The following is a 23164-nucleotide window of genomic DNA, read 5'->3' on the forward strand; positions in this document are numbered from 1 at the left end:
CACCCTGCAGAAGCGATTCGAGGAGTTGTGGCCTAGGGGATTGTCTCGGCGCCTCGCCGACACCGTGTAGTCCTCACGACCGCCTCGACGGTGCCGACGCGGAAGAGGTGACTGAGACACAGCTCCAATCCACGGGTGCCTCGACTCGCTCCGACGCCCGCTGGGCTGGCGTCGGCACGAGCACCCTCGACAACTCGTACGAGGCCGGTGTTCGCGCCGCCTCTGACGCCGATGCGGGCGGCGATGCCGCGTTGTTCGTGGTCTTCGCAGGACATCGACACGACCACGAGGCGCTCCTTGCCGGAGTCGCATCGGTCGCCTCCAACGATGCGTCCGTCGTCGGCTGCTCGACCGGCGGCGAGATCGGCGTCGCTGGTCCGACGGACGACGGTGTCGTCGTCATGGCGCTCGGGGGCGATGGCATCTCGTTCGCCTCCCGCTGCGCCGACGTGGTCGGCGGTGATCTCCGTACGGCCGGCGAGCTCGCGGCGGACGCCGTGTGGGACGTCGAAGACCGTGGTCACACCGTGCTCCTCATGCTTTCCGACGGGCTTGCCGGCGACCAGCAGGAGGTCGTGCGCGGCGCCTACGCCACGACCGGCGCCACCATCCCGCTCGTGGGTGGCTGCGCCGGCGACGGGATGGAGATGGCCCAGGCGACCCTCTTCCATGCGAACAAGAACGGCAGCCGAATCGGCGGCAACCAGGTGATCGGCGTCGCGATTTCCTCGGTCGCTCCCATCGGTATCGGCGTTTCCCACGGATGGGAGGCGGTCGGAGAGTCGGTGCTGATCACCAAATCTGTCGGCAACGTCGTCCACGAAATCGACGGGGAACCGGCGCTCGATCGATATCTCCGCCTCCACGGTGCGCCGGCCGACCTGGCGAGCGACCCGAACGCCTTCACACAGTTCGCGTCGACCCATCCGATCGGCCTTGCCCACCGCGGCCGCGACGAGGTTCGCTTCATCTCCTCCGCCGATCCCGAGGCGCGCACCATCACCTCGATCGCCGGTGTGCCCCAGGGCGTGGTCGCCCATGCGATGGCGGGCACGGTGGAGTCGGTCCTCGATGCGACCGATAGTGCGTGTGATGCGGCGCTCGCGCAGATCGGCAGCCAACCCGTCGCCGTCCTCGCGTTCGACTGCGTCGCCCGCCGCGGCGTCATGGGAGAAGACGGCCCGGCCGTCGAGATCGATCGGATCCAGCGCCGGGTCGGTGCGCCGATCGCGGGCTTCTACACCTACGGCGAGTTCGCTCGGGTCACCGGCGCTTCCGGCTTCCACAACCAGACGCTCGTCACGCTCGCGATCGGCTGAGCGCCCGAGAAGTCGACCCGGTCGACGGGGGATAGCCTTGTCGAGATGACGACAGTCTTCGCTTCCCCTGACGAACTCCTCGAGGCCGTCGGCCGTGATCTCGGTCACAGCGACTGGATCGCCATCGAGCAGGAGCGCATCGATACGTTCGCCGAGGCGACCGGCGACCATCAGTGGATCCACGTCGACCCCGAGGCCGCCGCGGATGGTCCGTTCGGGGCGACGATCGCCCACGGTTATCTCACGCTCGCCCTGACGAATCAGCTCCTACCCGAGATCATGCGCGTCGACGGTGCGTCGATGGGCGTGAACTACGGCACCAACAAGGTGCGGTTCCCGCAGCCGGTCACCGTCGGAAGTCGCATTCGGGCCGGAGCAACCATCACGCACGCCGAAGAGATCAAGGGCGGCGTGCAGGTGGTCGTCACGATTACGGTGGAGATCGACGGGCAGGCCAAACCGGCCTGCGTCGTCGAGTCGGTCAGCCGGTTCCTCCGGTGAGCAACAGGAGGCTGTGATGGCAAAACGCAAGCGTCGCAACGGACCGGCCGGTAAGGCCGCCCCTTCGCTGCCGCCCGTCGCTCCCGGGCTCCTGAGCCCCCCTCGTCGCGTTCCACCGGAGATCGAGCGTCCTCCCTACGCCGTCAGCGGCGAGCCGGGACCGTCGGTCAGCTCCGTCACCCGCACGCCCGACGAGATCGCGGCCATGCGGCGCACGGGCTCGGCGGCTGCCGAGATCCTGCTGCGGGCCGGCGAAATCGTCCGGCCGGGGATCGCCACGGACGACATCGATCGTCTCGTCCACGACCTCAGCATCGAGGCCGGTGGCTACCCGAGCCCGCTCAACTATCGCGGCTTCAAGAAGTCCGTCTGTACCTCGGTCAACGAGGTGATCTGTCACGGCATCCCGGATTCACGGCCGCTCGCCGACGGCGACATCGTCAACATCGACGTCACCCTCTTCCGCGAAGGCGTCCACGGCGACACCTCCGCGATGTTCTTCGTCGGCGATGTCGATGCGGAATCCCGTCGCCTCGTCGAAGTCACCCTCGAGTCGTTGATGCTCGCCATCGACGCGGTCTCGCCCGGCGGCCCGGTGAGCGACATCGGCAAGGCGATCGAACGACACGCGGTGAAGCATCGGCTCGGGGTCGTGCGGGAGTTCATCGGCCACGGCGTCGGCACGGAGTTCCACACGAATCTCCAGATTCCCCACTACTACGACCGGCGGCTCACGACTCCGCTCGAGGTCGGCACCTCGTTCACGATCGAACCGATGCTGACGCTCGGTGCTCCGGAAGCGGCGATCTGGGACGACGGGTGGACTGCCGTCACGATCGACGGCACCCGTACCGCCCAGTTCGAGCACACGCTGATCATGACGGAGAGCGGCGCCGAGCGCATGACCGTGACTCCGGCCGGCGAGTGCGCGCACGATCGTCTGCCCGTCGCCCTCGTCTGATCCGAGCGCACGCGCGACTTTCTCGACTGCTCTAGCGTCGGAACGCGCGGGACATCCCCCACCTGACCCAGGAGAACCGGCAATGGCGAAGATCGAAACCATCGAGGGCATCGGGCCCAAGTTCCGCAAGGCGCTCGACAAGGCCGGTGTACGCACCACCCAGGGCCTGCTCGCGGCCGGGGGTGACAAGAAGGGCCGCAAGGCGCTGGCGAAGGCGTCCGGGTGCTCCGAGCACCAGATCCTGGAGTGGGTGAACCGAGCGGACCTCATGCGGGTCAAGGGCGTCGGTGAGGAATACAGCGATCTGCTGGAGAACGCCGGCGTCGACACGGTGAAGGAGCTGCGCACCCGCAAGCCCGCCAACCTCCACAGCAAGATGCTCGAGGTGAACACGGCCAAGAAGCGTCGTCTCGTGCGGCGTCCGCCCTCCCTGTCGGAGGTCGAGCGCTGGGTGGCTCACGCCAAGAAGCTGAAGCCCGCCGTCAGCCACTGACCACGGAGAAGCGCACCAGGCGCTGATCCGGATCGGCTTCGTCGAGCCGCACCCGCACCTCGGAACCCAACGCCAGGCCGTCGCCCGCGACGCGAGCGACCACGGCGGGATCCCGGAGCTGCACGCGGCCGCGCCCACGATCGTCGACGTCCGTCACGACGGCTTCGAACGTGTCGCCGACCCGCTGGGTGAGCACCATGGCTTCGACATAGTCGACGACCGCGCGTTCGAGGGTTCGGTCGCGTTGGCTCGCGCTCCCCATGAGCTTCGGCAGTTCGTCGAGCGCCTCGACCGACCAGGCAGGAGGGGCAACGTCGGCGCAGACGGCCACGATGATCTCGTTCGCGAAACGATCGCAGAGCCGTCGGAGCGGTGCAGTGACGTGTGCGTAGGTCGACGCGATCGCAGAGTGCTCGGGATCTGCCGGCAGCTCGTGGCCGCGGAAGGCGACATAGCCGGCACCCCGTAGGCCCCGCGCGGCCTGGCTCAGGAGCGCCGCGGTTCTCGGCGTGTCCGGGCGGAGTTCGCGGACCCGTTCGGCGTAGCCGACGTCGTTCGGCCAGTCGACGCCGAGGGCTCGGGCCGTGCGCCGGATTCGCCCGACGGTCCGCTCATCGGGCTCCGGGAGCGTGCGGAGGAGACCGACCCCCGCGTCGATCATGATGCGGCTCGCCGCGATGCCGGTGAGCAGCGAGATCTGTGCGTTCCACTCCTCGACGGCGAGGCTCTCGTCGTACTCGAGCTCGAACGTGCCGTCCTCGGTCGTGACGACCTCCTGCGCGGGCAGGGCGAGGCTCACGGCGCCGCGCTCGCGCTCGAGCGCCTTGCGCCGGCGGCCGATCGTGCGAAGGAGCGCCAGCGAAGGGTCGGCGCCACCGGACGTGATCTGTTCCTGCGCCTCTCGATAGGTCAGCTGGGCCCGATTGCGGACCATCGCCCGCTCGAGCGAGGCGTCGACGATCTCGCCGGTGTCGTCGAGGTCGATGGTCCAGAGCAGTGCCTGGCGTTCCTGGCCGGCGAGCAGGCTCCCGATGTCTTCGTTGATGCGTTCGGGATGCAGCGAGGTCCGCCGGTCCGGTGAGTAGAGCGTCACGCCGCGTCGTCGCGCCTCGATGTCGATCGGCCCGCCCGGCGGGACCAGCGAAGCAACATCGGCGATCGCGTAGAACACCCGGTGGCCGGACGCCCGTTCTTCGGCGGCGAACGCCTGGTCGAGATCCTGCGATCCCGGAGGGTCGATGGCGACGAACGGGATGTCGAGTGCGTCGCGAACGCTGGTGGGCGCGCCGTCCGGTATCCGCGGGCCGGCTGCCACCACGGCGTCGACCGCAGCCTCGACCTCGGCGGGAAACGCGACCGGCACGTCGAGCTGTTCGCGGATGCGGGCGAATCCGGCCAGCATCGTCGGATCCGGCGGACAGCGGACCTGTTGGCGGGGCACGGCGCGGAACCTAGTTGCGGGTCGCGTTGCCCGGTCGGGGGAGCTCGATCCAGGTCCTACCGGGGAGGATCGGAATCTCGGTGCCGACCTCCGGCACCCGGTACACCGTCTGATCGCCGATCTCCGCGCGGCTCCAGTCGGCGCCCACGTTCACACCGTCGGTCAGGATCCACGCCCGTCCCTCGCCGACGGTCTGCGCTTCCGGCGAACGGGCATCGGCTCGCGACGGCTTGTAGTCCACGAACTGCACGACGACGGTCGTGGGGGAGACCCGGACGCCATCGGCGTCGACGGTCGGCTCGCCGTCCTGGCTGCGATCCCACGAGCTGCCGTTCCACTCGTAGTCCACGGTCGTCGAGCCGTAGTTGATGTGGACACTGTCGGTGCGGAACGTCTCCCCCGGAATCGGGTCGCCCGCGGTGCGGTAGACGAACATCGGCGACGGCGTGCCGGTGCCCTCCAGGTCCCGACCGATCGACCAGAGGTTGAACGTGTTGCTGAAGAGGTTGTGCGGCGCACTGCGGCCGGTGTCGCGGTAGTAGAGCTCGTTGAAGGCGGAGACACCCACATCCACGAGCGTCGATGTCGCCAACTCGGCGCGGGTCCCGCGGTTGCCGCCCGAGTTCGCGAACAAGGGGCCGTTGAGCTGGGCGAGCAGATCGAGATCGCCGGTACGCATCGAGCGGATCGGGCCGACCACCTCCGCGCCCTGGGAGTGGAAGACGGCGGCGAGACGGGTGAGACCGCCCTCCACCTCCTCCACGAACACGATGTCGGCCTGGTTGATACCGGCCTGGGGGCGAGCGCCGGAGACATTGTCGATCTTGATCGCGAGCGCCGGGCGGGTCGGGTCGTCGAACGTGCTGAGGCCGGTGAGCACCGCCCGCGCCTCAAGGGCCCGGAGTCGCTCGATGCGTTGGAGCGTGTCGCTCAGCTCGGCCGCCAGGTCGCTGCGGAGGGAACCGGCGTCGACGCGGGCCTGCTCGGCCTCCTCGAGCTCGGCCTGCTTCTCCGCGAGGCTCGAGCGGGCGATATCGAGATCGTCGGTGAGTTCGACGAGGCGCTCGTCGATCACCTCGAGTCGGTCGACCGTGTCATCGATCACCGACTCGTAGAGCGCCCGCCGGCGACTCGGCTCGTCGTCGCCTTCGAGCGTGCGGACCTCGTTGAGCAGCTCGTTCTGCCGGGGGTCACCACGGGTGAACCCGATGATGGCGATCTCCACACGCGTCGCCGCCGGTTCCTGGCGGGTGAAGACCGTCCACTCGATCTCGTCGGCCACGAGCTCGATGAGCACCTCGTTCACGTCGAGGTCGTCCTCGAGCGCCTCGATCTGTTCGGCGAGGTCTTCGAGGAGGGCATCCACATTGCCGATCTCGATGGTGAGCTCGTCACGCTTCTGCTCGAGCGAGGCGAGTTCGCCCGGGTCGTTCTGCGCGTTCGCCGGCGTCGTGGCCACGAGCGCGGCAACGACGCAGAGCGCGGTTGCGGTCAGGAGTGTTCGGTGGTGTCGGCGCATGCGTCCCTGCGGTGACTCAACCGCCCCGCGGCTCCACCGTACCGGGCGGATTCCAGTCCGTGGGCGCGAGCTCGAAGCCGTCGAAGTCGAACCCCGGGGAGACGGTGCAGCCGACCAGGGTCCAGGCGCCGAGCGACGCCGCGGCCTGCCATTGGTGCGGCTCGACGATCAGCTGCGGCCGGGCGCCGGAGGCGATGTCCGGCCCCAGGATCCGCTCCTCGATCGACTCGCCGGCGACCGTGCGGAGACGGAGCGGAGCGCCCGCGTAGTGATGCCAGATCTCGGTGGCGTCGACCCGATGCCAGTGGCTCTCCTCGCCGGCGCGCAGCAGGAAGTAGATCGCGGTGCCGGTGGCACGGCGCCCGTCGTCGGCCGTCGCTCGCCAGGTCTCGACGAAGCGTCCACCTTCCGGATGGGGCCGGAGGTCGAGGATGTCCGCGATGTGGTCGGCGTCGAGGTCGGGAGGGTCAGCCACAGGCAGATGCTGACAGCTACCGTCGGGCATGGCCATGACCGTCGACGTCGTCGAGTTCACGCGATCGAACCCGGCACCACTCATGAACCACATGGACGAGCTCGCGGCTCGCGGTGACGGCGAAGGGTGGATCAACTTCGGACCCGCGCTGTCGGCCGAGGAGTTCTCGGCTGTGCCCCACAAGTCCGGCTTGGGCAAGTGGTTCTCCGGCCGGGGCCCGGCCGTGCCCATGGCGACGTGGACGCCGCCGCGCTACGGGGATCGCCCGCAGCCGGCCCAGGTCGGCATCCAGCACGGCACGGGGCCGAACGCGCTGGACCGACTCGCTGATGCCGGCCGGACGCTGCCCGGTGGATGGCTCCGCAAGCAGGACCACGCGAAGCACGGCATCGTCGCGGAGGTGCCCGGCGACGTGGATGGGGCGGCGATGATCGAGTGGTTGATCGCCGCCATGGAGGCGTTGTCGCTCGTCATTGCGACCGGCGACCGCTGGCTGGCCGAGGTGCATCGTCCCCCCGGCTGATTCGCCCGCGGGTGTGGCTCCCGCCCCTACTCGTCGGCCGATTCGGGCTGCGTCCAGGCCCGATCGAACGCCACCCGCACGCCGAGGTCGACACCACGATCGCCATGCCCGTCGTGGCACGCGAGTCCGAGATCTTCGCCGTCGTCGTCCACGTCGATGTGGGACTCGCCCTGCCAAGCCTGCACGAGGTCGTTTTCGCGCCATACGTTCCAGAACCGCACGGCCCCGGGCTCGGACGTGCGGATCTCCACGACCTCGGGCGCGCGGTCGGACCAGAGGACGACGCGTTTTGCGGTGATGCCGTGCACGTCGAGGTCGTGGTCGGCATCGACCACCAGGCCCTGTGGGCGGGCATCGGTGGATGCGGTTCGGGTCACCGTCATCGTGCAGTCCGACGCCGTGCCCACCTCGATGTGGCGGACCGCGCTCACGGGCTCTCCGCGAACGGGTCGATCGGTTCGTCGCCCCACGACGCGATGCCGGTCTCGACATCGACCCTGGCCCGTTCGACCTTGCCCGTGACCGGATTGGTTCGAGACGGTGGACGGCCGGCCCGGAGTCGTTCGGCGTTCTCCGGGTCCCACCCGCCGGCCGCGGCGAGGTTCTTCCACACGCGGCTGCGGATGGTCGACGGCGAGGGCTCGGTTCCCTTGTTGGTGAGCGCGAGTGGGTCGACGCCGACCTTCCAACCGATAGGTCGTTCGACGGGCTCGTCTCCGTCTTCCTCGCCGATGGTGTCGGCGAGCGGTTCCTCGTCCGGGTTCGGCAGGGGGTCGCCGTCGACCGACGTGTAGTCGATGGTCGCGACCTCCCGCGACCCGACGTCCACGACGTCGATGCGCTCCTCGAGGTCGTGCACCACGAGCGCGTCGTCGAGCACCCGGGCGTCGCTCTCCTGCTCGCCGCTCCAGGACAGGCGCATGCTCGACGCGCCGTACGCGTCGCGCAACGTGGCCCGGACGGCGGCGTCGGCTTCGAGCCGACGGCGGGCCCGGTCGGCCTTGCGCATCGAGCGGTCCCGCAGCGGCCGGTCGCCCTTCGGGCGGAAGCTGCCCCGGTTCGGGTTGCCGAGCCAGTCGAGGGCGATCAACACCGCGGTCAGGACGATCCAGCCGAGCACCATCGAATACACGATGCGGTCGGCGCTCATCGCGCGGGTGGCCCCACGCTGGTGCATGCCTCGACGATGAGGGCGATCACCGCCTCGGCGTCGACCGTCCGCAGGACGCGCACCGGTGTGTCGCCGTCCGGCGCGTGGCGGCTGTCGACCACGGTCATGCCGCGGGTGTGGGTGCCCGTCAGCTCGACGGCCACCGGGTGGTCGGATCCGCCGAAGAGTTCGGGATGGGTCACGGCGAGCACGGCGCAGGCATCGTGGATCGGCGCGCCGGCCGTGCCCCGCAACTCTCCGGCCCGGTCGACGGCGTAGTCGAGGAGATCGGCGGCGAGTCGTGCAGCCGGCGTATCGGCCGCACGCATCGCGTCCCGCTCCTCCGGGCCGAGCAGGACCTGATGGGTGACATCCAGCCCGACCATCGTCAGTGGCGCCATGGTGCGGAACACCACGTCGGCGGCCTCGGGGTCGGCCCAGATGTTGAACTCCGCGGTGGCGGTGACGTTCCCTCCGACGGCGGCGCCGCCCATGATCGTGAATCCCCCGAGACGGCTTCGCAGCTCGGGATCGGCGGTGACCGCCGCCGCGATGTTCGTCAACGGGCCGACGGCGACCAACTCCAGGTCGTCGATGTCGCGGGCGGAGTCGAGGATGAACGACACTGCATCCTCGGACGCGACGGTGCGGGTGACGTCGGGGATCGACACCGATCCGAGGCCGGAGGGTCCGTGCACGTATGCCGCATCCGCGGGAGCGTTCACGAGCGGCTCGGCCGCGCCGCGGTGGACGGGCACGTCGAGCGCCGCGACCTCGGCAACGGCGAGTGCGTTGTGGGTCGTGTGTTCGATGCCGACGTTGCCGTTGACGGTCGTGATGCCGACCAGTTCGGCGACGTGCGCCGCGGTGAGCAGGGCGATCGCGTCGTCGAGACCGGGATCGCAGTCGATCAACATCCGCACCGGAGCCATGGGCGAAAGGGTACGCCGGGCGGGCGCGGAGTGAACCGTCAGGCCAGCAGCTGCCGGACCTCCGTCGGCGTTGGTAGGGACGGCTGGGCGCCTTGGCGCAAGGTGGTCACGGCGCCCACCTGCACGGCCCAGGCGGTCGCATCGACGAGTGAGAGACTCCGGACGAGACCGTCGGCGAGTGCGGCGCAGAACGCGTCACCCGCGCCCGTGGTGTCGACCGGGGTCACCTGCGGTGCGGGCACGTGGACCGCGTCGTCGGGCGTGACGACCATTGCGCCCTCGGCGCCGAGGGTGACCACGACCTCCTCCATCGGCAGGCGCCGGGCGAGCTCCGTGGCGATGGAGGCGTCCACCGGGCCATCGTGGCCGGACAGGATCGCCAGCTCGGTCTGGTTGGGGACCAGAACGTTGACGTGCTCGAGCAATGAGGCCGGGAGTTCGACGGCCGGCGCCGGGTTCAGGATCACCCGGCCGGATGCCGCTCGCGCTGCCGCTTCGACCGCGGGGAGAGGGATCTCGAGCTGCAACAGCACCACGCTGGCGTCTCGGACGAGGGCGCCGGCGGTTTCGACGTCCGCCGCCGTGACCCGCCCGTTCGCGCCGGGGCTCACGACGATGCTGTTGTCCCCATCGGCGGCCACCGCGATCATCGCAACGCCGTTGGGCGTGTCACGGGTGGTGAGCAGCGAGGTCGTGTCGATGTCGTGGGCCTCGAGGGCGGCGCGCAGCATGTTCCCGGCCGAGTCCGCGCCGAGGCGCCCGACCATCGCGACCCGGCGGCCGAGGCGGGCCGCGGCCACGGCCTGGTTGGCACCCTTGCCGCCCGGGATACGGGCCAGGTCGCCACCGAGCACGGTCTCACCGACCTGGGGGACGTATTCCACCTCGACGACGAGGTCGAGATTGGCGCTGCCGACGACGGTGATCTCCGGGGTCATGGGGAGATCGTAGGCGCCTCGTCAATCGATAGCGGCGAAGAGCGCGTGGGCGTGGTCCAGCATGGCGTCGACCCGCTCGGCGATTTCCGAGACCGGGCCGGTTTGGGCCATGCCGCCCTGGCTGCCCCGGAGGCGACGCGCGTAGGCGCCCTCGACGATGCACGCCTGCTTCCACCAGGAGAAGGCCTCGTAGAACGGATAGTCCGACAGGTCGAAGCCGGTCGCCACTTCGTAGTCCCGGATGACGTCCGCGCGACGGGGGAACGCCGGCGCCGTGGTCGGCGCGTCCGGAAGCCACGTGAGTTCCTCGTCGGGGTCCGCCCAGTACTGAACGGACCACGCGAAGTCGGCGATCGGGTCGCCGGTCGTGCAGAGCTCCCAGTCGAGGATCGCCGCCATCGAGAAGTCGTCGGCCAGCACGACGTTGTCGAAGCGATAGTCGCCGTGCGCGAGCGCCGGCCGGGCCCGTTCGGGCGGGATCCGCTCGGCGAGCCGGGCGTGGAGTTCGTGGACCAGCGGCACGGGGCGCGCGTCCGCCCGTTCCACCTGACCCTTCCAGCGTTTCAACTGGCGGGCCACGTAGCCGTCGTGGCGACCGAGATCGGCGAGGCCCACGGCGTCCAGGTCCAACGTGTGGAAGGCGACCTGGGCGCTGAGCAGTGCACCCGTCGCTCGGCGCGCGTCATCGGCCGAGAGTGCATCCGCGTCCGCTCGCCGTCGGATGATCAGGCCGTCGACGAAGCTCATGACGTAGAACGGCGCCCCGGTGACGGCCGCGTCGTCGCAGCGGGACAGGCAGGCGGGCACCGCGGCGGCGCCCGACGCGCCGAGCGCGGACATGATCCGCCATTCGCGATCGACGTCGTGGGCGGTGGCGAGTGCGTGTCCCTCAGGAGGACGGCGGAGCGCGACGGTGGTGCCCACCGCGTCGGAGACGCGATAGGTCAGGTTCGAACCGCCGGCGGCGATGAGTTCGAAACGGAACGGTGGGGCCAGATCCGGAAGGCTGTCGGCGAGCCAACCGCTCACCCGGCTGAGGTCGAGACCTCTGACCGGCGGGTGATCGACCACGACCTACCGGACGATGCCCTCTTCGATCTCGTGGAGCCGTTTGACGGCGCCGACGAGGATCTTCTTGGCGAGCTTCGGGCTCTCGTCGAGCATCGAGCTGAACTCGCGCCGGTTCAGCGCCTCGACGACCATGTCGGTGTCGGCGGTGACCGTGGCGGTGCGGGGGACCCCGGCGATGACGGCGAGCTCGCCGAAGAAGTCGCCCGGCTGATAGCGAGCGAGCACACGCCCGTTACGGCGGACTGTTGCCTCGCCCTCGGCGATGATCATGAACTCGCGTCCCGGTTGGCCCTGGATGGTGAGATCCCGGCCTGCCTTGACGGTGATCGGGGTCATGAAGGACGCGACCTTCCTGAGCTCCTTCTTCGACAGCTCGGAGAAGAGTTCGATGTCCGCAAGTTGCTCGACCAACGCCATGGCTACCTCCCGACAGGCCCGTGCCTGCGTTCTGGGGGACTTCATAGCACGAGGGGGCTGGTCCGGTCAGGCCCGACCGCGCCGGAGGAGGTGGGTCAGAAGAGGGCGATCGGGTTGACCGGTGCGCCCGTGGCGCCGACGAACGGCTCCGGTGTCGCCTCCAGCAGGAAGTGGTGTCGGCCGTAGTCCTTGCAGATCTCGGCGAGCTCCTCGAGGTGCCAGTTCTGTCCCTGGGTGAACCCCATGTCGACGACGTCGAGGCAGTGGACCCCGAGTACGTTGTCCCACTCCTGTGCGGGGAACACCTCGAACATGTAGGTGTCGGTCGCCGCGGCGGCGATGTCGTGGCGATGGAACCAGCGCACCGCATCGATGCCGGGGCCGGGGCTGCTGGCGTCGCCACCCTCGCCCATCGTGTATTGGGTCGCGCCCTGCTCGAGGTACAGACGCATGCGGCCGGTCCGGATGAGGACGATGTCGCCGGCCCTGACCTCGACCCCCGCCCACTCGGCCGCCTCGTCCAAGTCGGCTCCGGTCACCTCGTGATTGTCCGCGAGACGGTCGAGCCCCTTCGATCCGGCGATGTCGAGCAGGACGCCCCGCCCGACGAGGGAACGAACGTGCTCGATACCGAGCTCCGTGGAGCCGTCGCGGGCGGTGATGGAGGAGGCCGGGATGCCGTTGTAGAGCGTGTGGTTGTAGCTGACGTGGGAGAGGCCGTCCCAGTGGGTGCCGGCCTGGAGGCCCATCGTCACCATGTCGTCGGAGAAGTGGGGAACCATGCCATCGCCGTCGGGGTCGCCGAGGTCGGCGTGGTCGATGGTGCCCATGACGTGGATCGGATTGATGCGGGTCGGGATCTGGCCGATCTGGACGCCGTCGTGTTTGAGGTCGATGGCCAGCGAGACGGCGCGTCCGTGCTCGACCGATGCCGCGGCTTCGACCCGCGCCGCGTCGGTGATGTGGTTGAGCGTGCCGATGCGGTCGTCGTCGCCCCACCGGCCCCAGTTGCGGACCTCGGCGGCGACCTCGTGGAAGAAAGCGTTGAACGACATGGCCGCCGAGCGTAGGACAGCCGCGCCGCGGCTAGTAGCCGAGCTGGAGGTCCACGACGCCCGCGAGCGGCTCGCCCGCCCGGAAGCGGTGGTAGTTGTCGACGAACGCGTCGAACATCGCGGTCCGCGCGCCCGGGCCGACCCACGAGACGTGCGGGGAGAGACGAACCCCGGGGTGGGTGAAGAGCCAATGACCGGCGGGCAGGGGTTCGGGGTCCACGGTGTCGAGCGATGCACAGGCGACCGTGCCGTGGTCGAGGGCGGCGCGCAGCGCGTCCTGGTCGATGAGGGAGCCACGGGCCACGTTCACGATGTGGAGCCCCGGGGTCGCCGCGGCCAGCAGCTCGGCGTTCACCATGTGGTGGCTGTCGTCCGTGGCGGGCGCGGCGATGACCAGATGGTCCGCCTCGCCGATGACCGCGGCGAGGTCGGTGGCGACCTCCATGCCGTCGACCGGCGACGGCAGGTCACGACGACGGACACCGATGACCCGCATGCCGAAGGCGAGCGCAAGCCGGGCGACGTGGCTGCCGATGCCGCCCACACCGAGGATCACGACCGTCTTCCCGTAGAGCCCCGAGATGCGCTGGTCGCTGAACCATCCGGTCTCCGGCACGTCGTCGATCCAGACCTGGGGCATGGCCTTGGCGTGGCTGATCATCGCCGCGATCGCGAACTCGCCGATCGGGATCGCGGTGGCCCCACGAGCACACGCGAGCGTCTGGTCCTCGCCGAGGATGTCGAGCGGGAAACGGTCCACGCCGACGCCCATGACCTGCACCCAACGCACACCCCTCGTGAGCAGTTCGGGCACGTTCCCCCCGCCCCACGTGTGGGTGTAGAGCGCCTCGGCCCGAAGCTCGTCGGGCACCGGCTCGTCCGGGCCGAGCGTCGTGATCCGGATGCCCGGCAGCTCGGTGATCGACTCCGGGAGATCCATCCCGAGATTGTTGACGACGTGGGTTTCTGGCTCGTTCACGGCCGGAGCGTAGCCGCGGCTCCGACCTGTCGAATTCGTACTACGTTCGTGGGAAGGAAATGACCGGGCTCTATCTCTTCTGTTTGATCGTCGGACTCCCGCTACTGCTGTGGATGGCCATCGGCGGCGACGCGGACGGTGGCGACGGTCTCAGCATCGACCTGGACGGCGATGGTCCGTTCGTCGCGATCCCGCTGAGCGCGATCGCGTTCTTCCTCGCAGGGTTCGGCGCGATCGGGCTCGTCGGCGAGTGGACGGACACGCCCTTTCTCGTCACGCTGCTCGCGGCGGGGGCGATCGGGATCGGCGCAGGCTGGGGTAGCAAGGCACTGCTGACGTGGGCGGGAGCGGACGACGCTTCGAGCACCGTCGCGGACCACGAGCTCGAAGGCTCGATCGCCCAGGTGGCGCTGCCGGTGAGCAGTGACCACCGGGGAAAGATCATTCTCGACATCGCGGGGGCACGCGAGCAGATGACCGCCTCGCCGGCCGATGGGTCGACCATCGATGCCGGCGAACGGGTGGTCGTCGTGCGGATCGAGGGAGGGGTGGCGCTCGTCGCGCCGCTCGGTCCCGCGATGGAGCTCGAGTGATCAACGCGAGGCCGGCCATCTCGGTCGGCGACGTAGCGCGCAGAAGCGCAGGAGGTATGGAGTAGTGGAGTTCATCATTGCCGCAGCGGTGATCATCGTCATCGGCGTACTGCTGGCGATCGCGATCGTCAGTTCGCTGATCGTCATCTGCCCGCCGAACCGGGTCGCGGTCATCACCGGCAAGAAGCGGACGCTGTCCGACGGTCGCACCGTCGGCTACCGGATCCTCAGGGGTGGTCGCACCATCCGCTGGCCGATCGTCGAGAAGGTCGCGTGGATGGACCTCAACACGATTCCGCTCGAGGTGTCCGTCACCAACGCCTACTCCAAGGGCACGATTCCGCTCAACGTGCAAGGCATCGCCAACGTGAAGGTGTCGTCGAAGGAAGGCCTTCTGGAGAACGCGGCCGAGCGCTTCCTGCATGTTCCGCACGCCAACATCGGCCAGATCGCGAAGGAGACCCTGGAGGCCAACCTCCGTGGCGTGCTCGCGACTCTCTCGCCCGAAGAGGTCAACGAGGACCGGCTGAAGTTCTCCCAGCAGCTGATCGACGAGGCCGACGACGACATCAAGACGCTGGGGCTCGAGCTGGACGTGATGAAGATCCAGAACGTCACCGACGACAACCAGTACCTCGAGTCCGTCGGCCGTCGTCTCACCGCTGAGGTCGTCAAGGAGGCCCGCGTGGCCGAGGCCAACCGCATGGCCGAGTCGGAGCAGGCCGAGGCAGGAGCTCGCGAGCGCGCCCAGATCGCGGCCGTGCAGGCGGACAAGAACATCGTCGAGGAGCAGAACCAGCTCCGCGTGCGTACCGCTGAACTCGACGCAGTCGCGCGGGCCAAGGAGGAGGAGGCGTCCGTCGCCGGCGACATCGCCCGAGCCACCGCGGAGCAGGAGCTCGAGCAGCAGCGCATCGAGCTGGAGCGTCGTCGACTCGAGGCCAATGTGGTCACCCCGGCCAAGGCCAACCTCGAAGCGAAGCAGCTGGAGGCACAAGCCGAGGCAGCCAAGATCATCGAGGACGGCAAGGCGCAGGTCGATGTCTTCCGTCGTCTTACCGAGCAGTATCAGGCTGCGGGCGACGACGGTCAGCGCATCTTCGTCCTGAACATGCTCCCGGACCTGGTCGAGAAGATCACCTCCACGGTGCGCAACATCGACATCGAGCGCGTCGCCGTGGTCGACAACGGTGGGAGCGGCGGTGCCGGTGGGATCCCCGGCCTCGTTGCGCAGCTTCCCGGCGCGGTCGTGAGCCTCAGCGAACAGATCGAGGCGGCGACCGGCGTCGACATCCTGAAGAGCATGCGTCCCGATGACGAGCCGGGTGACGGCGCGGCGTCCGAACTGCCGCCGCCCCCGCCGGCGCCGGCCGGCGACGCCTGATCCGAGGCGGCTCGCGCTAGCGCGCGAGCCCTTCCAGAAGGTCGCGGTCGAGGATCTCGACCCGGCCCCGGCCCACCACGATCGCCCCCTCGGCCTCCGCGGCCTTGAGGGGGCGATTCGCCGTCTGGCGGCGAGTGCCGGCCATCGCCGCGATGTCCTCCTGGCGGACGCGCACGACGACCGGTCGTGCGCCGGTGTCGAAGGCATCGGCGAGACGGAGCAGCACCCGCAACACGCGCGTCTCCACCGGCGTGAACAGCACCTCCATCAGCTGCGCCATGGTCTCCTCGAGCTTGTCCGTGACGATCTCGAGCAGGCGACGATCGACGCTCGGGTCGGCGTGCCGCAGCTCGTCGAGTGACGCCTGGGTGAGGGCGAGCGTCTCGGTCGGTTCGAGCGCCGTGACCTTCGCGGTGCGGCGTCCCTGGCCGAGGATGGCCATCTCGCCGAGGATCTCGCCGGGCCCACGGACGGCGAGCGCCGCCACGTCGCCCCGAGCCGTGGAGACCTCCACGAGGACGCGGCCTTTGTCGATGACGTGGAAGGTGTCGCCCATCTCGCCCTCGTGGAAGATCGGTTCGTCCTTGCCGTACCGCCGACGAATCATCTTCTGGCGCCACACGGGCGTTGCCGGGCCGAGAATGTCGAGGAAGCCGCCGTCCATGGTCGCAGCGTAGTGGCGCGGCCCGGCCGGACGATTTCGTCTCCGGCGGATGCATCCACCACAATGCCCGCCATGGCCGCAACCGCTCCGTCTCCATCCCCGTCCAAAGGGGCAGAGCGCAAGGCGGCGCGCCGGATCCGCATCGTCGAGGCCGCGATGAAGATGGCGGCCGAGGGTGGCTACGAGGCGGTGCAGATGCGCGCCGTTGCCGAACGGGCCGATGTTTCGCTCGGCACGATCTACCGCTACTTCAAGAGCAAGGACGATCTGCTCCTCGCCGGTTTGAGCGGCTGGGTGCACCTCCTGAGACGGCAGCTCCAGAGCGAGCCGGCCGAGGGCGACAGTCCCGGGGATCGTTTGGCCGGCGTGCTCGGCCGTGCGGCTCGTGCCGCCGAAGGAGCCCCCGTGCTCATGAGCGCGCTGGTCACGGCACTGAGCACCACCGATCCGGGTGCGTCCAGCTACAAGGTCCAGGTGGACTCCGAGGTGCGGGCGATGATGGTCACCGCGCTCGGGGACGCCGATGTGGACGCCGAGGGCGTCGCTCGTGTCGTCGGCCACGTCTGGCTCTCGGCTATCTCGCGGTGGGTCGGCGGCCTCGCCCCGGCCGGCAGCGTCGAAGCCGAGCTCCGCCACGCCGTGTCGATGCTCGTCGACTGACGGGCGCGCTCAGTTCTCGGTGAGGGCGGAGTCGAACGCCGCTGGTTCGCGGGGCTCGGAGAAGAGGAACCCGAGGGCCTGGTCGCAGTCGAGTTCGCGCAGGACCTCGAGCTGGTCCTCGGACTCGACGCCCTCGGCGATGACGATCAGTCCGAGCGCGTGAGCGAGGTCGATGATCGCGGCGACGATCGTGGCCGCCGCATGGTCGGACGCCAGGCCCGAGACGAACGAGCGGTCGATCTTGAGTACGTCGAGGGGGAGCCGCTGGAGGTACGCGAACTGTGACCAGCCGGTACCGAAGTCGTCGATCCCGAGACTGATGCCGATGCGACGCAGCTGGTCGAGCTGTTCGGTGGCGGCCTGCGCGTCGTCCATCAGCGCTGACTCCGTGATCTCGAGGCAGATCTCGTCGGTGGAAATCCCTGCGGCCTCGACCGTGCGCTCGACATAGGGCACGAGATCGGGGTCGCCGAGCTGGCGGGCCGAGAGGTTGACCCAGATACGCACGGGTTCCTGCTCCGGGGTGCGGTGCACCCGCCACAGGCTCGCCTGCCGGCAGGCCTCGGCGATGACCCACCGACCGAGGTCGACGATGATGCCGCTCTCCTCGGCGAGCGGGATGAACTCGCCGGGCGGGACGAGGCGACCGTCCGGCCGCTGCCAGCGCACGAGGGCCTCGAAGCCGACGATCCGGCCCGACTCGAGGTCGAGTTCCGGTTGGTAGTGGAGTCGCAGTTCGTTGTTGGTGACGGCTCGACGGAGGGCCTCTTCGGTGTCGATGCGTTCGAGCGCCAACGACTGATCGACCTCGTCGTGGATCGCAAAGCGGCCCCGTCCCTCGTGTTTGGCCTCGTACATCGCGGTGTCGGCGTTCTCGATGATCTGGGCAGGGTCCTCCGCTCCGAGCGAGGTGGCGATGCCGATCGACGCGCCGATGGCGATCTCGCGTCCTTCGAGGACGAAGGGCTGGGCGAAGGCGTCGAGGATGCGGCGGGCGACCGCCGTTGCGCCGCGGGCGCCGTCCGTGCCCGCGCACAGCATGAGGAACTCGTCGCCGCCGATGCGGGCGAGCGTGTCGCCGGGGCGGACGATCGCCGTCAGACGCTCGGCGACCTTGGTGAGCGCGGTGTCGCCGACGGGATGGCCGAGCGTGTCGTTGATCGTCTTGAAGCCGTCGAGATCGATGAAGAGCACGCCGATCGGCTGGCCGGTGCGGGCGCTGGCGGCGAGGGCGTGGGTCATCCGGTCGATGAGGAGCGCCTTGTTCGGCAGCCCGGTGAGCTCGTCGTGGAACGCCTGCTTGATCAGGCTCTGCTCCGTCTCGCGCTGTTCGGTGATGTCGCGACTGGACGATTGGAGCTGGCGCACCGTGCCGTCGGGGGCGAGGATCGGCGTGATCGCCGTCTCGAACCAGCGGAACGAACCGTTGCGGTGACGCAGACGATGACGGAAGCGCGTGGGTTCGGAGCCGCGGCGGCCGGCGTCCTGAACCGCGTGGACGAGCGCGTCGCGCGTGTCGGCGTGGGCGATGTCGACGGGATGGGTGCCGGCGAGCGCGGCCGGGTCGAGGTCCAGGAGTCGCCGCACGGACGGGGACACGTAGGTGAAGGTGCCCGTGGGGTCGTGGAGACACACGAGGTCCGAGGTGTGCTCGGCCACGGCGCGGAAGATGTCCTCCGCGGCGGCGAGGGCCTGCGTCGTGGCGGCGATCAACGCATCGGTCTCGCGGGTGTCGGCGAGGCCGCGGAGCTCGACGAGCAGGACGGCCACGCCGCGTTTGTCGTCGAAGACCGGTGTGAGGGAGACCCGCCCGGGTCGGGGTGCGGCACCGCCGATGTCGACCGTGCGTTGGCCGGCGCGGCCCTCGGCGCCGGCGTCGACGAGCGGTGACAGGGTGGCGGAGGGATCCTCGCCCTCCCACATCGGGGCGGACCACAGGGCCCGGCCGCGGGCCGCTTCCCGGTCGACGCCCAGCGCCCCGACCTGCTCGTTGCAGTCGAGGATGGTGCCGTCGAGATCCACGATCAGCGCCGGGCCGGCGAGCTGTTCGAGTGCCATGTGGGCGTCGAGTGACCGGGTCAGGTCATCGATGTCGGGGTCTGCGAGCCGGGCCAGACGTGCGAGCACGTCGGCGCGGGTTCGGTCGTCGGTCACGGTCGCGTGTTCGCGCTCGTGTGTCACGCCTTGCTCCTGCGTCGGTGGGGACTCCGGCCCGCCGCCAACGTACGCGGCGCTGTCTGCCCAACCGCGGATGGTGGTGACGCGCGGTGCTGATTCTGGTCACGCGCGGTGGCCAGGTGAAGCGGGGGTCAGACCCCAGTTGTTGCGGCTGGGCTGGGGTGGGAACGGGCGGGGTCGGTAGGGTCGGGCCGTCGTTTCCCGACGGCACCCATTCTCGACACAGGAGCGTGCGGCACGTGGCCGGATTCCTCGAAGGCAAGAACATCGCGATCACCGGCGCCGGAGCCGGTATCGGCAAGGCCATCGCCCTCGCGGCGGCCGCCGAAGGCGCCAACATCGTCGTCGCCGACTACGGCGTGTCGATGGACGGCAGTGATCCGTCGAGCGAGGTGGCTGACGCCGCCGTCGCCGAGATCCATGCCGCCGGTGGCCAGGCCGTCGCGGTGGCCGGCGACATCAGTGAGTTCGACGTCGGCGAGGCCGTCGTGGCCGCCGCCTGCGACAACTGGGGGACGATCGACGGCGTCGTGTGTCCGGCCGGTGTCCTGCGCGAGCGGATGCTCTTCAACATGAGCGAGGACGAGTGGGACCACGTCATCGCGGTCCACCTCAAAGGTCACTTCAACGTCTACCGAGCGGCCTTCGCCCGGATGCGCAAGCAGGAGACCGGTGGGTCGCTCGTGGGCTTCACCTCCGGCGCGTTCACCGCGTCGACCGCGCAGGCGAACTACTCCGCGGCCAAGGGCGGCATCGTCAGCCTCACCCGCAGCGCCGCGATGATCGCGGCGAGTCTCAAGCTCCGTGGCGGCCCGGCCATCAACGCGAACTGCATCGCCCCGGTCGCCAAGACCCGCATGAGTGAGAACGTGCCGTTCGAGATCGAGACCGGTGAACCGGAGGACATCGCACCGATGGCGATCTATCTGATGTCCGACGCCGGCCGCGACGTGAACGCCCAGATCTACACGGTCGTCGGCCGCCGCATCTCCGTGTGGAACCAGCCCCAGGAACTCCGCACCATGTGGGCCGGCGGCGATCAGTGGTCACCCCAGGAGATCGCCGACATGCTCCCCGGCACCGTCGGCCAGGAGCCCAACCCGTTCATCACGGACCTCGAGCGCCGCATGGCGGACATGGCCAAGCAGGAAGAGCAGGGCTGATCGTGCCGACGATCCCCCAGGAGCCCGTCGGGCGCGATCTGCTCGCGGGAAAGCGGGTCGTCGTCACCGCCGCGGCCGGGACCGGCATCGGCTCGGCGGTCGCCAAGCGGTCGCTGCTCGAGGGTGCCTCCGTCCTCATCTCCGACATCCACGAGCGTCGGCTCGGCGAGACCGCCGACCGCCTCGCAGAGGAGACCGAGTCGCGGCCGCTCACCCAGATCTGCAACGTGACGGTGGAGGACGACGTGCAGGCGCTCGTCGCCGCGGCGGTCGAGGGTCTCGGCGGGATCGACGTGATGATGAACAACGCCGGGCTCGGTGGGGCGGTGCGCCTGGTCGACATGACCGACGATCAGTGGAGCTCGGTCCTCGGGGTCACGCTCGACGGCACGATGCGGTGCACCCGGGCCGTGCTGCGTCACATGATCGACGCCGGCATCGAGGGCTCGATCGTCAACAATGCGTCCGTCGTCGGTTGGCGGGCCCAGGACGAGCAGTGTCACTACGCGGCGGCGAAGGCCGGCGTGATGGCGCTGACCCGTTGCTCGGCGATCGAATCCGCCGAATTCGGCATCCGCGTGAACGCGGTGGCGCCGAGCATCGCGATGCATCCGTTCCTCGAGAAGGTGAGCGATGCCCAGCTCCTCGACCAGCTCTCCGAGCGTGAGGCCTTCGGCCGCGCGGCGGAGCCCTGGGAGGTCGCCAACGTGATGGTTTTCCTGGCCAGCGACCTCGCGAGCTACATGACCGGCGAGGTCGTCGCCGTCAGCAACCAGCACCCATAGCGGTCGGACCGTCACGGTTCCGAAATCCGTTTGAAGTTCTGGTTTCGAATACTTGCGCCATCTGCATTACGTGGACCACAGTGCTAAACCTTGTGGCGCGAGTCACACGACTCGCCGTCGGTAACCCCCTGGAGGAGTTCCCCATGACCACCCGATCCAATATCGGATTGCTGGCCAAAGTTCTGGCCGCACTACTTGCGTTCTCGCTGATCGCCGCGGCCTGTGGTGACGACAGTGGCGGCGACGACGGTGCCACGAGCACCGACGGCACCTCCGGCGACGATGGCGGCGACGACGGGTCCGATGACGGGTCCGACGACGGCACGACCGATGGCACCGACGGCACCGACACGCCGGAGTGCGACGAGAACCAGGTGTGCGAGGACGGCGGCGACGACGGCGGCGACGACGGTTCCGCCGATCCCGATCCCGTATACGGCGGCACGGTGACGATCGCACTCGAGGCCGAGACCAACTCCGGCTGGCTGCCCGCCACCGAGCAGTGCGCCATCTCCTGTCACTGGATCCAGCGGGCAATCATGGAGCCTCTCTTCCTCGAGGACGCCGACGGCAACGCTGCTCCGTTCCTTGCGTCCGGGTTCGAGTTCAACGACGACTTCACCGAGGTCGACATCTTCCTGCGTGAGGGGATCTCGTTCACCAACGGCGAGGCGTTCGACGCCGATGCCGTGGTCGCGAACTTCGTGCGCAGCAAGGCCGGCACGATTCTCGGCCAGGTCCTCGTCGACATGATCTCGGCCGAGAAGGTCGACGAGTACACCGTCAAACTGACCTTCCAGAAGCCGCAGTCGCAGATCATCGAGGGGCTCACCGGCCAGCTCGGATACATGGGTGCGCCGGCGATGATGGCGGCGGACGCCGACCCGACGGTCATGATCGGCACCGGTCCGTTCATGCAGGTCGAGTGGAACCCGGACGTGGAGTTCGTTGCCGAGCGCAACCCGAACTACTGGCGCTCGGACGAAGCAGGGAACCAGCTTCCGTTCCTCGACGGCATCGTGTTCCGTCCGATCCCCGACAAGGACGCCCGCCTCAACGCGGTCCAGTCGGGTGACGTCGACATCAATATGAGCTCCTTCTCGGAGGATCAGGAGTTCTGGCTGGCGAACTACCGGACGGTCCCCGAGACCAAGTTCCGGGAGACCACCTACCTCCTGATCAACAACGCCCAGGCGCCGATGGACGACGAGCGGGTGCGACGGGCCCTGGCCCTCTGCATGGACCGCTCCGTCTACCAGCAGCTGCGTGCGCCTGCGTCGGAGATCGCCAACGGGCCGTTCGCGCCGGGCGTTGCCGGCTACCTCGCCGACACCGGCTTCCCGGAGTTCGATCCCGAAGCGGGTCGTGCGCTGCTCGCCGAGATCGGTGACATCCCGACCATCGAGTACGGCACCACGCCGGTTCCGGCCAACGTCATCACCGCGGATCTGATCACCGGCATGTGGTCCGACAACTGTGGGATCGACACCGAGGTCGTCACCATCGAGCAGGGCAACTTCATCACGCAGGCGCTCCTGGGCAACTTCCAGGTGTTCCTGTGGCGCAACCACGGCGCCATCTCGCCCGGCTCCGAAGACGTGTGGTGGCACTCGGACCACGGTGGTCCGACCGGTGCCCTCGCCATCGCGAACTTCGGTCGTATCGACAACCCGGACATCGACGCCGCGCTGGATGCAACCAACGCGACCCGTGATCCGGCCGAGTTGACGAGCATCGCGGAGGACATCAACCGCGAGTTCGCCGAGAACGTGCACAACATCTGGTTGAACTGGACCGAATGGACCCAGATCATGAACGACAACGTGTACGGCCTCGGGTCGACCACGCTGCCTGACGGCGGTCGTTCGATGTCGGTGATCGCAGGACGCGTGTCGTTCGACGAAGTGTTCATCGCTCAGGGCTGAGCGCAATCCGTTGAGGGGGACGGCGATGGGGATGATTG

The 23164-nt window shown here is 69.0% G+C and carries 24 protein-coding genes; 11 read left to right on the forward strand and 13 right to left on the reverse strand.

The features are described from left to right. The first annotated feature begins 107 nt into the window (after nucleotides 1–107). The 4 genes from R8F63_01710 (at nucleotide 108) to R8F63_01725 (ending at nucleotide 3274) form a co-directional block, all read left to right on the forward strand. A complete protein-coding gene (locus R8F63_01710) occupies nucleotides 108–1319 on the forward strand; it encodes an FIST N-terminal domain-containing protein (GenBank protein ID MDW3217303.1) in 1212 nt (403 codons plus the stop codon). Between the two features lie 45 nt (nucleotides 1320–1364). Further along, nucleotides 1365–1820 (forward strand): MaoC family dehydratase, encoded by a 456-nt coding sequence (locus tag R8F63_01715; GenBank protein MDW3217304.1) that lies wholly within the window; start codon nucleotides 1365–1367, stop codon nucleotides 1818–1820. A 16-nt stretch (nucleotides 1821–1836) separates the two neighbouring features. Then, complete coding sequence (gene map, locus R8F63_01720) at nucleotides 1837–2781, forward strand: type I methionyl aminopeptidase (GenBank protein MDW3217305.1); 945 nt, start codon at nucleotides 1837–1839, stop codon at nucleotides 2779–2781. A gap of 82 nt (nucleotides 2782–2863) precedes the next feature. After that, nucleotides 2864–3274 (forward strand): DUF4332 domain-containing protein, encoded by a 411-nt coding sequence (locus R8F63_01725; protein MDW3217306.1) that lies wholly within the window; start codon nucleotides 2864–2866, stop codon nucleotides 3272–3274. Here the strand turns inward: R8F63_01725 and R8F63_01730 are convergent. Genes R8F63_01730 through R8F63_01740 form a run of 3 tightly spaced genes read right to left on the reverse strand, consistent with a single transcriptional unit; the run spans nucleotide 3264 to nucleotide 6709 of the window. After that, complete coding sequence (locus R8F63_01730) at nucleotides 3264–4715, reverse strand: RNB domain-containing ribonuclease (GenBank protein ID MDW3217307.1); 1452 nt, start codon at nucleotides 4713–4715, stop codon at nucleotides 3264–3266. The genes R8F63_01725 and R8F63_01730 overlap by 11 nt on opposite strands. A gap of 10 nt (nucleotides 4716–4725) precedes the next feature. Next, nucleotides 4726–6234, reverse strand: coding sequence for a DUF3048 domain-containing protein (locus R8F63_01735; GenBank protein ID MDW3217308.1), 1509 nt, complete (start codon nucleotides 6232–6234; stop codon nucleotides 4726–4728). 16 nt (nucleotides 6235–6250) lie between these two features. Continuing rightward, nucleotides 6251–6709 carry a cupin domain-containing protein gene (locus R8F63_01740; GenBank protein MDW3217309.1) on the reverse strand — a complete coding sequence of 153 codons (459 nt, stop codon included), beginning with the start codon at nucleotides 6707–6709 and terminating at the stop codon, nucleotides 6251–6253. 28 nt (nucleotides 6710–6737) lie between these two features. Here R8F63_01740 and R8F63_01745 point away from each other — a divergent pair, with 28 nt between their 5' ends. Next, nucleotides 6738–7232, forward strand: coding sequence for a hypothetical protein (locus tag R8F63_01745; GenBank protein ID MDW3217310.1), 495 nt, complete (start codon nucleotides 6738–6740; stop codon nucleotides 7230–7232). A gap of 26 nt (nucleotides 7233–7258) precedes the next feature. Here R8F63_01745 and R8F63_01750 read toward each other — a convergent pair whose 3' ends face one another. The 8 genes from R8F63_01750 to R8F63_01785 all read right to left on the reverse strand — a co-directional run bounded on the left by R8F63_01750 (nucleotide 7259) and on the right by R8F63_01785 (nucleotide 13774). Next, entirely contained in the window at nucleotides 7259–7663 is a 405-nt protein-coding gene (locus R8F63_01750; GenBank protein ID MDW3217311.1) for a hypothetical protein, read from the reverse strand. Beyond that, a complete protein-coding gene (locus R8F63_01755; GenBank protein ID MDW3217312.1) occupies nucleotides 7660–8409 on the reverse strand; it encodes a hypothetical protein in 750 nt (249 codons plus the stop codon). Before R8F63_01755 ends, R8F63_01750 begins: the two co-directional genes overlap by 4 nt. Next, complete coding sequence (locus tag R8F63_01760) at nucleotides 8379–9314, reverse strand: nucleoside hydrolase (protein MDW3217313.1); 936 nt, start codon at nucleotides 9312–9314, stop codon at nucleotides 8379–8381. The genes R8F63_01755 and R8F63_01760 overlap by 31 nt, the downstream gene beginning before the upstream one ends. Nucleotides 9315–9352: 38 nt before the next feature. After that, nucleotides 9353–10252 carry a ribokinase gene (locus R8F63_01765; GenBank protein MDW3217314.1) on the reverse strand — a complete coding sequence of 300 codons (900 nt, stop codon included), beginning with the start codon at nucleotides 10250–10252 and terminating at the stop codon, nucleotides 9353–9355. Nucleotides 10253–10273: 21 nt separating this feature from the next. Next, nucleotides 10274–11323 (reverse strand): phosphotransferase family protein, encoded by a 1050-nt coding sequence (locus R8F63_01770; protein MDW3217315.1) that lies wholly within the window; start codon nucleotides 11321–11323, stop codon nucleotides 10274–10276. A gap of 3 nt (nucleotides 11324–11326) precedes the next feature. Beyond that, nucleotides 11327–11740, reverse strand: coding sequence for a cyclic nucleotide-binding domain-containing protein (locus tag R8F63_01775; GenBank protein ID MDW3217316.1), 414 nt, complete (start codon nucleotides 11738–11740; stop codon nucleotides 11327–11329). A gap of 95 nt (nucleotides 11741–11835) precedes the next feature. Then, complete coding sequence (locus R8F63_01780; GenBank protein ID MDW3217317.1) at nucleotides 11836–12795, reverse strand: cyclase family protein; 960 nt, start codon at nucleotides 12793–12795, stop codon at nucleotides 11836–11838. Between the two features lie 31 nt (nucleotides 12796–12826). Further along, nucleotides 12827–13774: an NAD(P)-dependent oxidoreductase gene (locus R8F63_01785; protein ID MDW3217318.1), complete on the reverse strand. Its 948-nt coding sequence runs from the start codon at nucleotides 13772–13774 to the stop codon at nucleotides 12827–12829. Between the two features lie 59 nt (nucleotides 13775–13833). On the opposite strand from R8F63_01785, the gene R8F63_01790 reads away from it, so the two are divergent. Both R8F63_01790 and R8F63_01795 read left to right on the forward strand, forming a co-directional pair. Further along, on the forward strand, nucleotides 13834–14367 hold the full coding sequence (locus tag R8F63_01790) for an NfeD family protein (GenBank protein ID MDW3217319.1): 534 nt from the start codon (nucleotides 13834–13836) through the stop codon (nucleotides 14365–14367). A gap of 64 nt (nucleotides 14368–14431) precedes the next feature. Next, entirely contained in the window at nucleotides 14432–15751 is a 1320-nt protein-coding gene (locus R8F63_01795) for an SPFH domain-containing protein (GenBank protein ID MDW3217320.1), read from the forward strand. A 16-nt stretch (nucleotides 15752–15767) separates the two neighbouring features. Here R8F63_01795 and R8F63_01800 read toward each other — a convergent pair whose 3' ends face one another. Then, entirely contained in the window at nucleotides 15768–16415 is a 648-nt protein-coding gene (locus R8F63_01800) for a Crp/Fnr family transcriptional regulator (protein ID MDW3217321.1), read from the reverse strand. Between the two features lie 72 nt (nucleotides 16416–16487). Here R8F63_01800 and R8F63_01805 point away from each other — a divergent pair, with 72 nt between their 5' ends. Beyond that, nucleotides 16488–17075, forward strand: a complete 588-nt coding sequence (locus R8F63_01805; GenBank protein ID MDW3217322.1) for a TetR family transcriptional regulator — start codon at nucleotides 16488–16490, stop codon at nucleotides 17073–17075. A 9-nt stretch (nucleotides 17076–17084) separates the two neighbouring features. Here R8F63_01805 and R8F63_01810 read toward each other — a convergent pair whose 3' ends face one another. After that, on the reverse strand, nucleotides 17085–19256 hold the full coding sequence (locus R8F63_01810) for an EAL domain-containing protein (protein ID MDW3217323.1): 2172 nt from the start codon (nucleotides 19254–19256) through the stop codon (nucleotides 17085–17087). Between the two features lie 236 nt (nucleotides 19257–19492). On the opposite strand from R8F63_01810, the gene R8F63_01815 reads away from it, so the two are divergent. The 3 genes from R8F63_01815 (at nucleotide 19493) to R8F63_01825 (ending at nucleotide 23126) form a co-directional block, all read left to right on the forward strand. Then, nucleotides 19493–20416 carry an SDR family NAD(P)-dependent oxidoreductase gene (locus R8F63_01815; GenBank protein ID MDW3217324.1) on the forward strand — a complete coding sequence of 308 codons (924 nt, stop codon included), beginning with the start codon at nucleotides 19493–19495 and terminating at the stop codon, nucleotides 20414–20416. Nucleotides 20417–20418: 2 nt separating this feature from the next. Next, complete coding sequence (locus tag R8F63_01820) at nucleotides 20419–21201, forward strand: SDR family oxidoreductase (GenBank protein ID MDW3217325.1); 783 nt, start codon at nucleotides 20419–20421, stop codon at nucleotides 21199–21201. Nucleotides 21202–21344: 143 nt separating this feature from the next. Next, nucleotides 21345–23126 carry an ABC transporter substrate-binding protein gene (locus R8F63_01825; GenBank protein ID MDW3217326.1) on the forward strand — a complete coding sequence of 594 codons (1782 nt, stop codon included), beginning with the start codon at nucleotides 21345–21347 and terminating at the stop codon, nucleotides 23124–23126. The last annotated feature ends 38 nt before the right edge of the window (nucleotides 23127–23164 follow it).

Source organism: Acidimicrobiales bacterium, from assembly GCA_033344915.1.
GTDB lineage: Bacteria > Actinomycetota > Acidimicrobiia > Acidimicrobiales > Aldehydirespiratoraceae > JAJRXC01.

Bases quoted from the DNA above. Each gene is read 5' to 3' on its own strand.
- R8F63_01715 (MDW3217304.1), top strand. From the start codon at position 1,365: ATGACGACAGTCTTCGCTTCCCCTGACGAACTCCTCGAGGCCGTCGGC.
- map (MDW3217305.1), top strand. From the start codon at position 1,837: ATGGCAAAACGCAAGCGTCGCAACGGACCGGCCGGTAAGGCCGCCCCT.
- R8F63_01725 (MDW3217306.1), top strand. From the start codon at position 2,864: ATGGCGAAGATCGAAACCATCGAGGGCATCGGGCCCAAGTTCCGCAAG.
- R8F63_01735 (MDW3217308.1), bottom strand. From the start codon at position 6,234: ATGCGCCGACACCACCGAACACTCCTGACCGCAACCGCGCTCTGCGTC.
- R8F63_01745 (MDW3217310.1), top strand. From the start codon at position 6,738: ATGGCCATGACCGTCGACGTCGTCGAGTTCACGCGATCGAACCCGGCA.
- R8F63_01755 (MDW3217312.1), bottom strand. From the start codon at position 8,409: ATGCACCAGCGTGGGGCCACCCGCGCGATGAGCGCCGACCGCATCGTG.
- R8F63_01760 (MDW3217313.1), bottom strand. From the start codon at position 9,314: ATGGCTCCGGTGCGGATGTTGATCGACTGCGATCCCGGTCTCGACGAC.
- R8F63_01765 (MDW3217314.1), bottom strand. From the start codon at position 10,252: ATGACCCCGGAGATCACCGTCGTCGGCAGCGCCAATCTCGACCTCGTC.
- R8F63_01775 (MDW3217316.1), bottom strand. From the start codon at position 11,740: ATGGCGTTGGTCGAGCAACTTGCGGACATCGAACTCTTCTCCGAGCTG.
- R8F63_01780 (MDW3217317.1), bottom strand. From the start codon at position 12,795: ATGTCGTTCAACGCTTTCTTCCACGAGGTCGCCGCCGAGGTCCGCAAC.
- R8F63_01790 (MDW3217319.1), top strand. From the start codon at position 13,834: ATGACCGGGCTCTATCTCTTCTGTTTGATCGTCGGACTCCCGCTACTG.
- R8F63_01800 (MDW3217321.1), bottom strand. From the start codon at position 16,415: ATGGACGGCGGCTTCCTCGACATTCTCGGCCCGGCAACGCCCGTGTGG.
- R8F63_01805 (MDW3217322.1), top strand. From the start codon at position 16,488: ATGGCCGCAACCGCTCCGTCTCCATCCCCGTCCAAAGGGGCAGAGCGC.
- R8F63_01825 (MDW3217326.1), top strand. From the start codon at position 21,345: ATGACCACCCGATCCAATATCGGATTGCTGGCCAAAGTTCTGGCCGCA.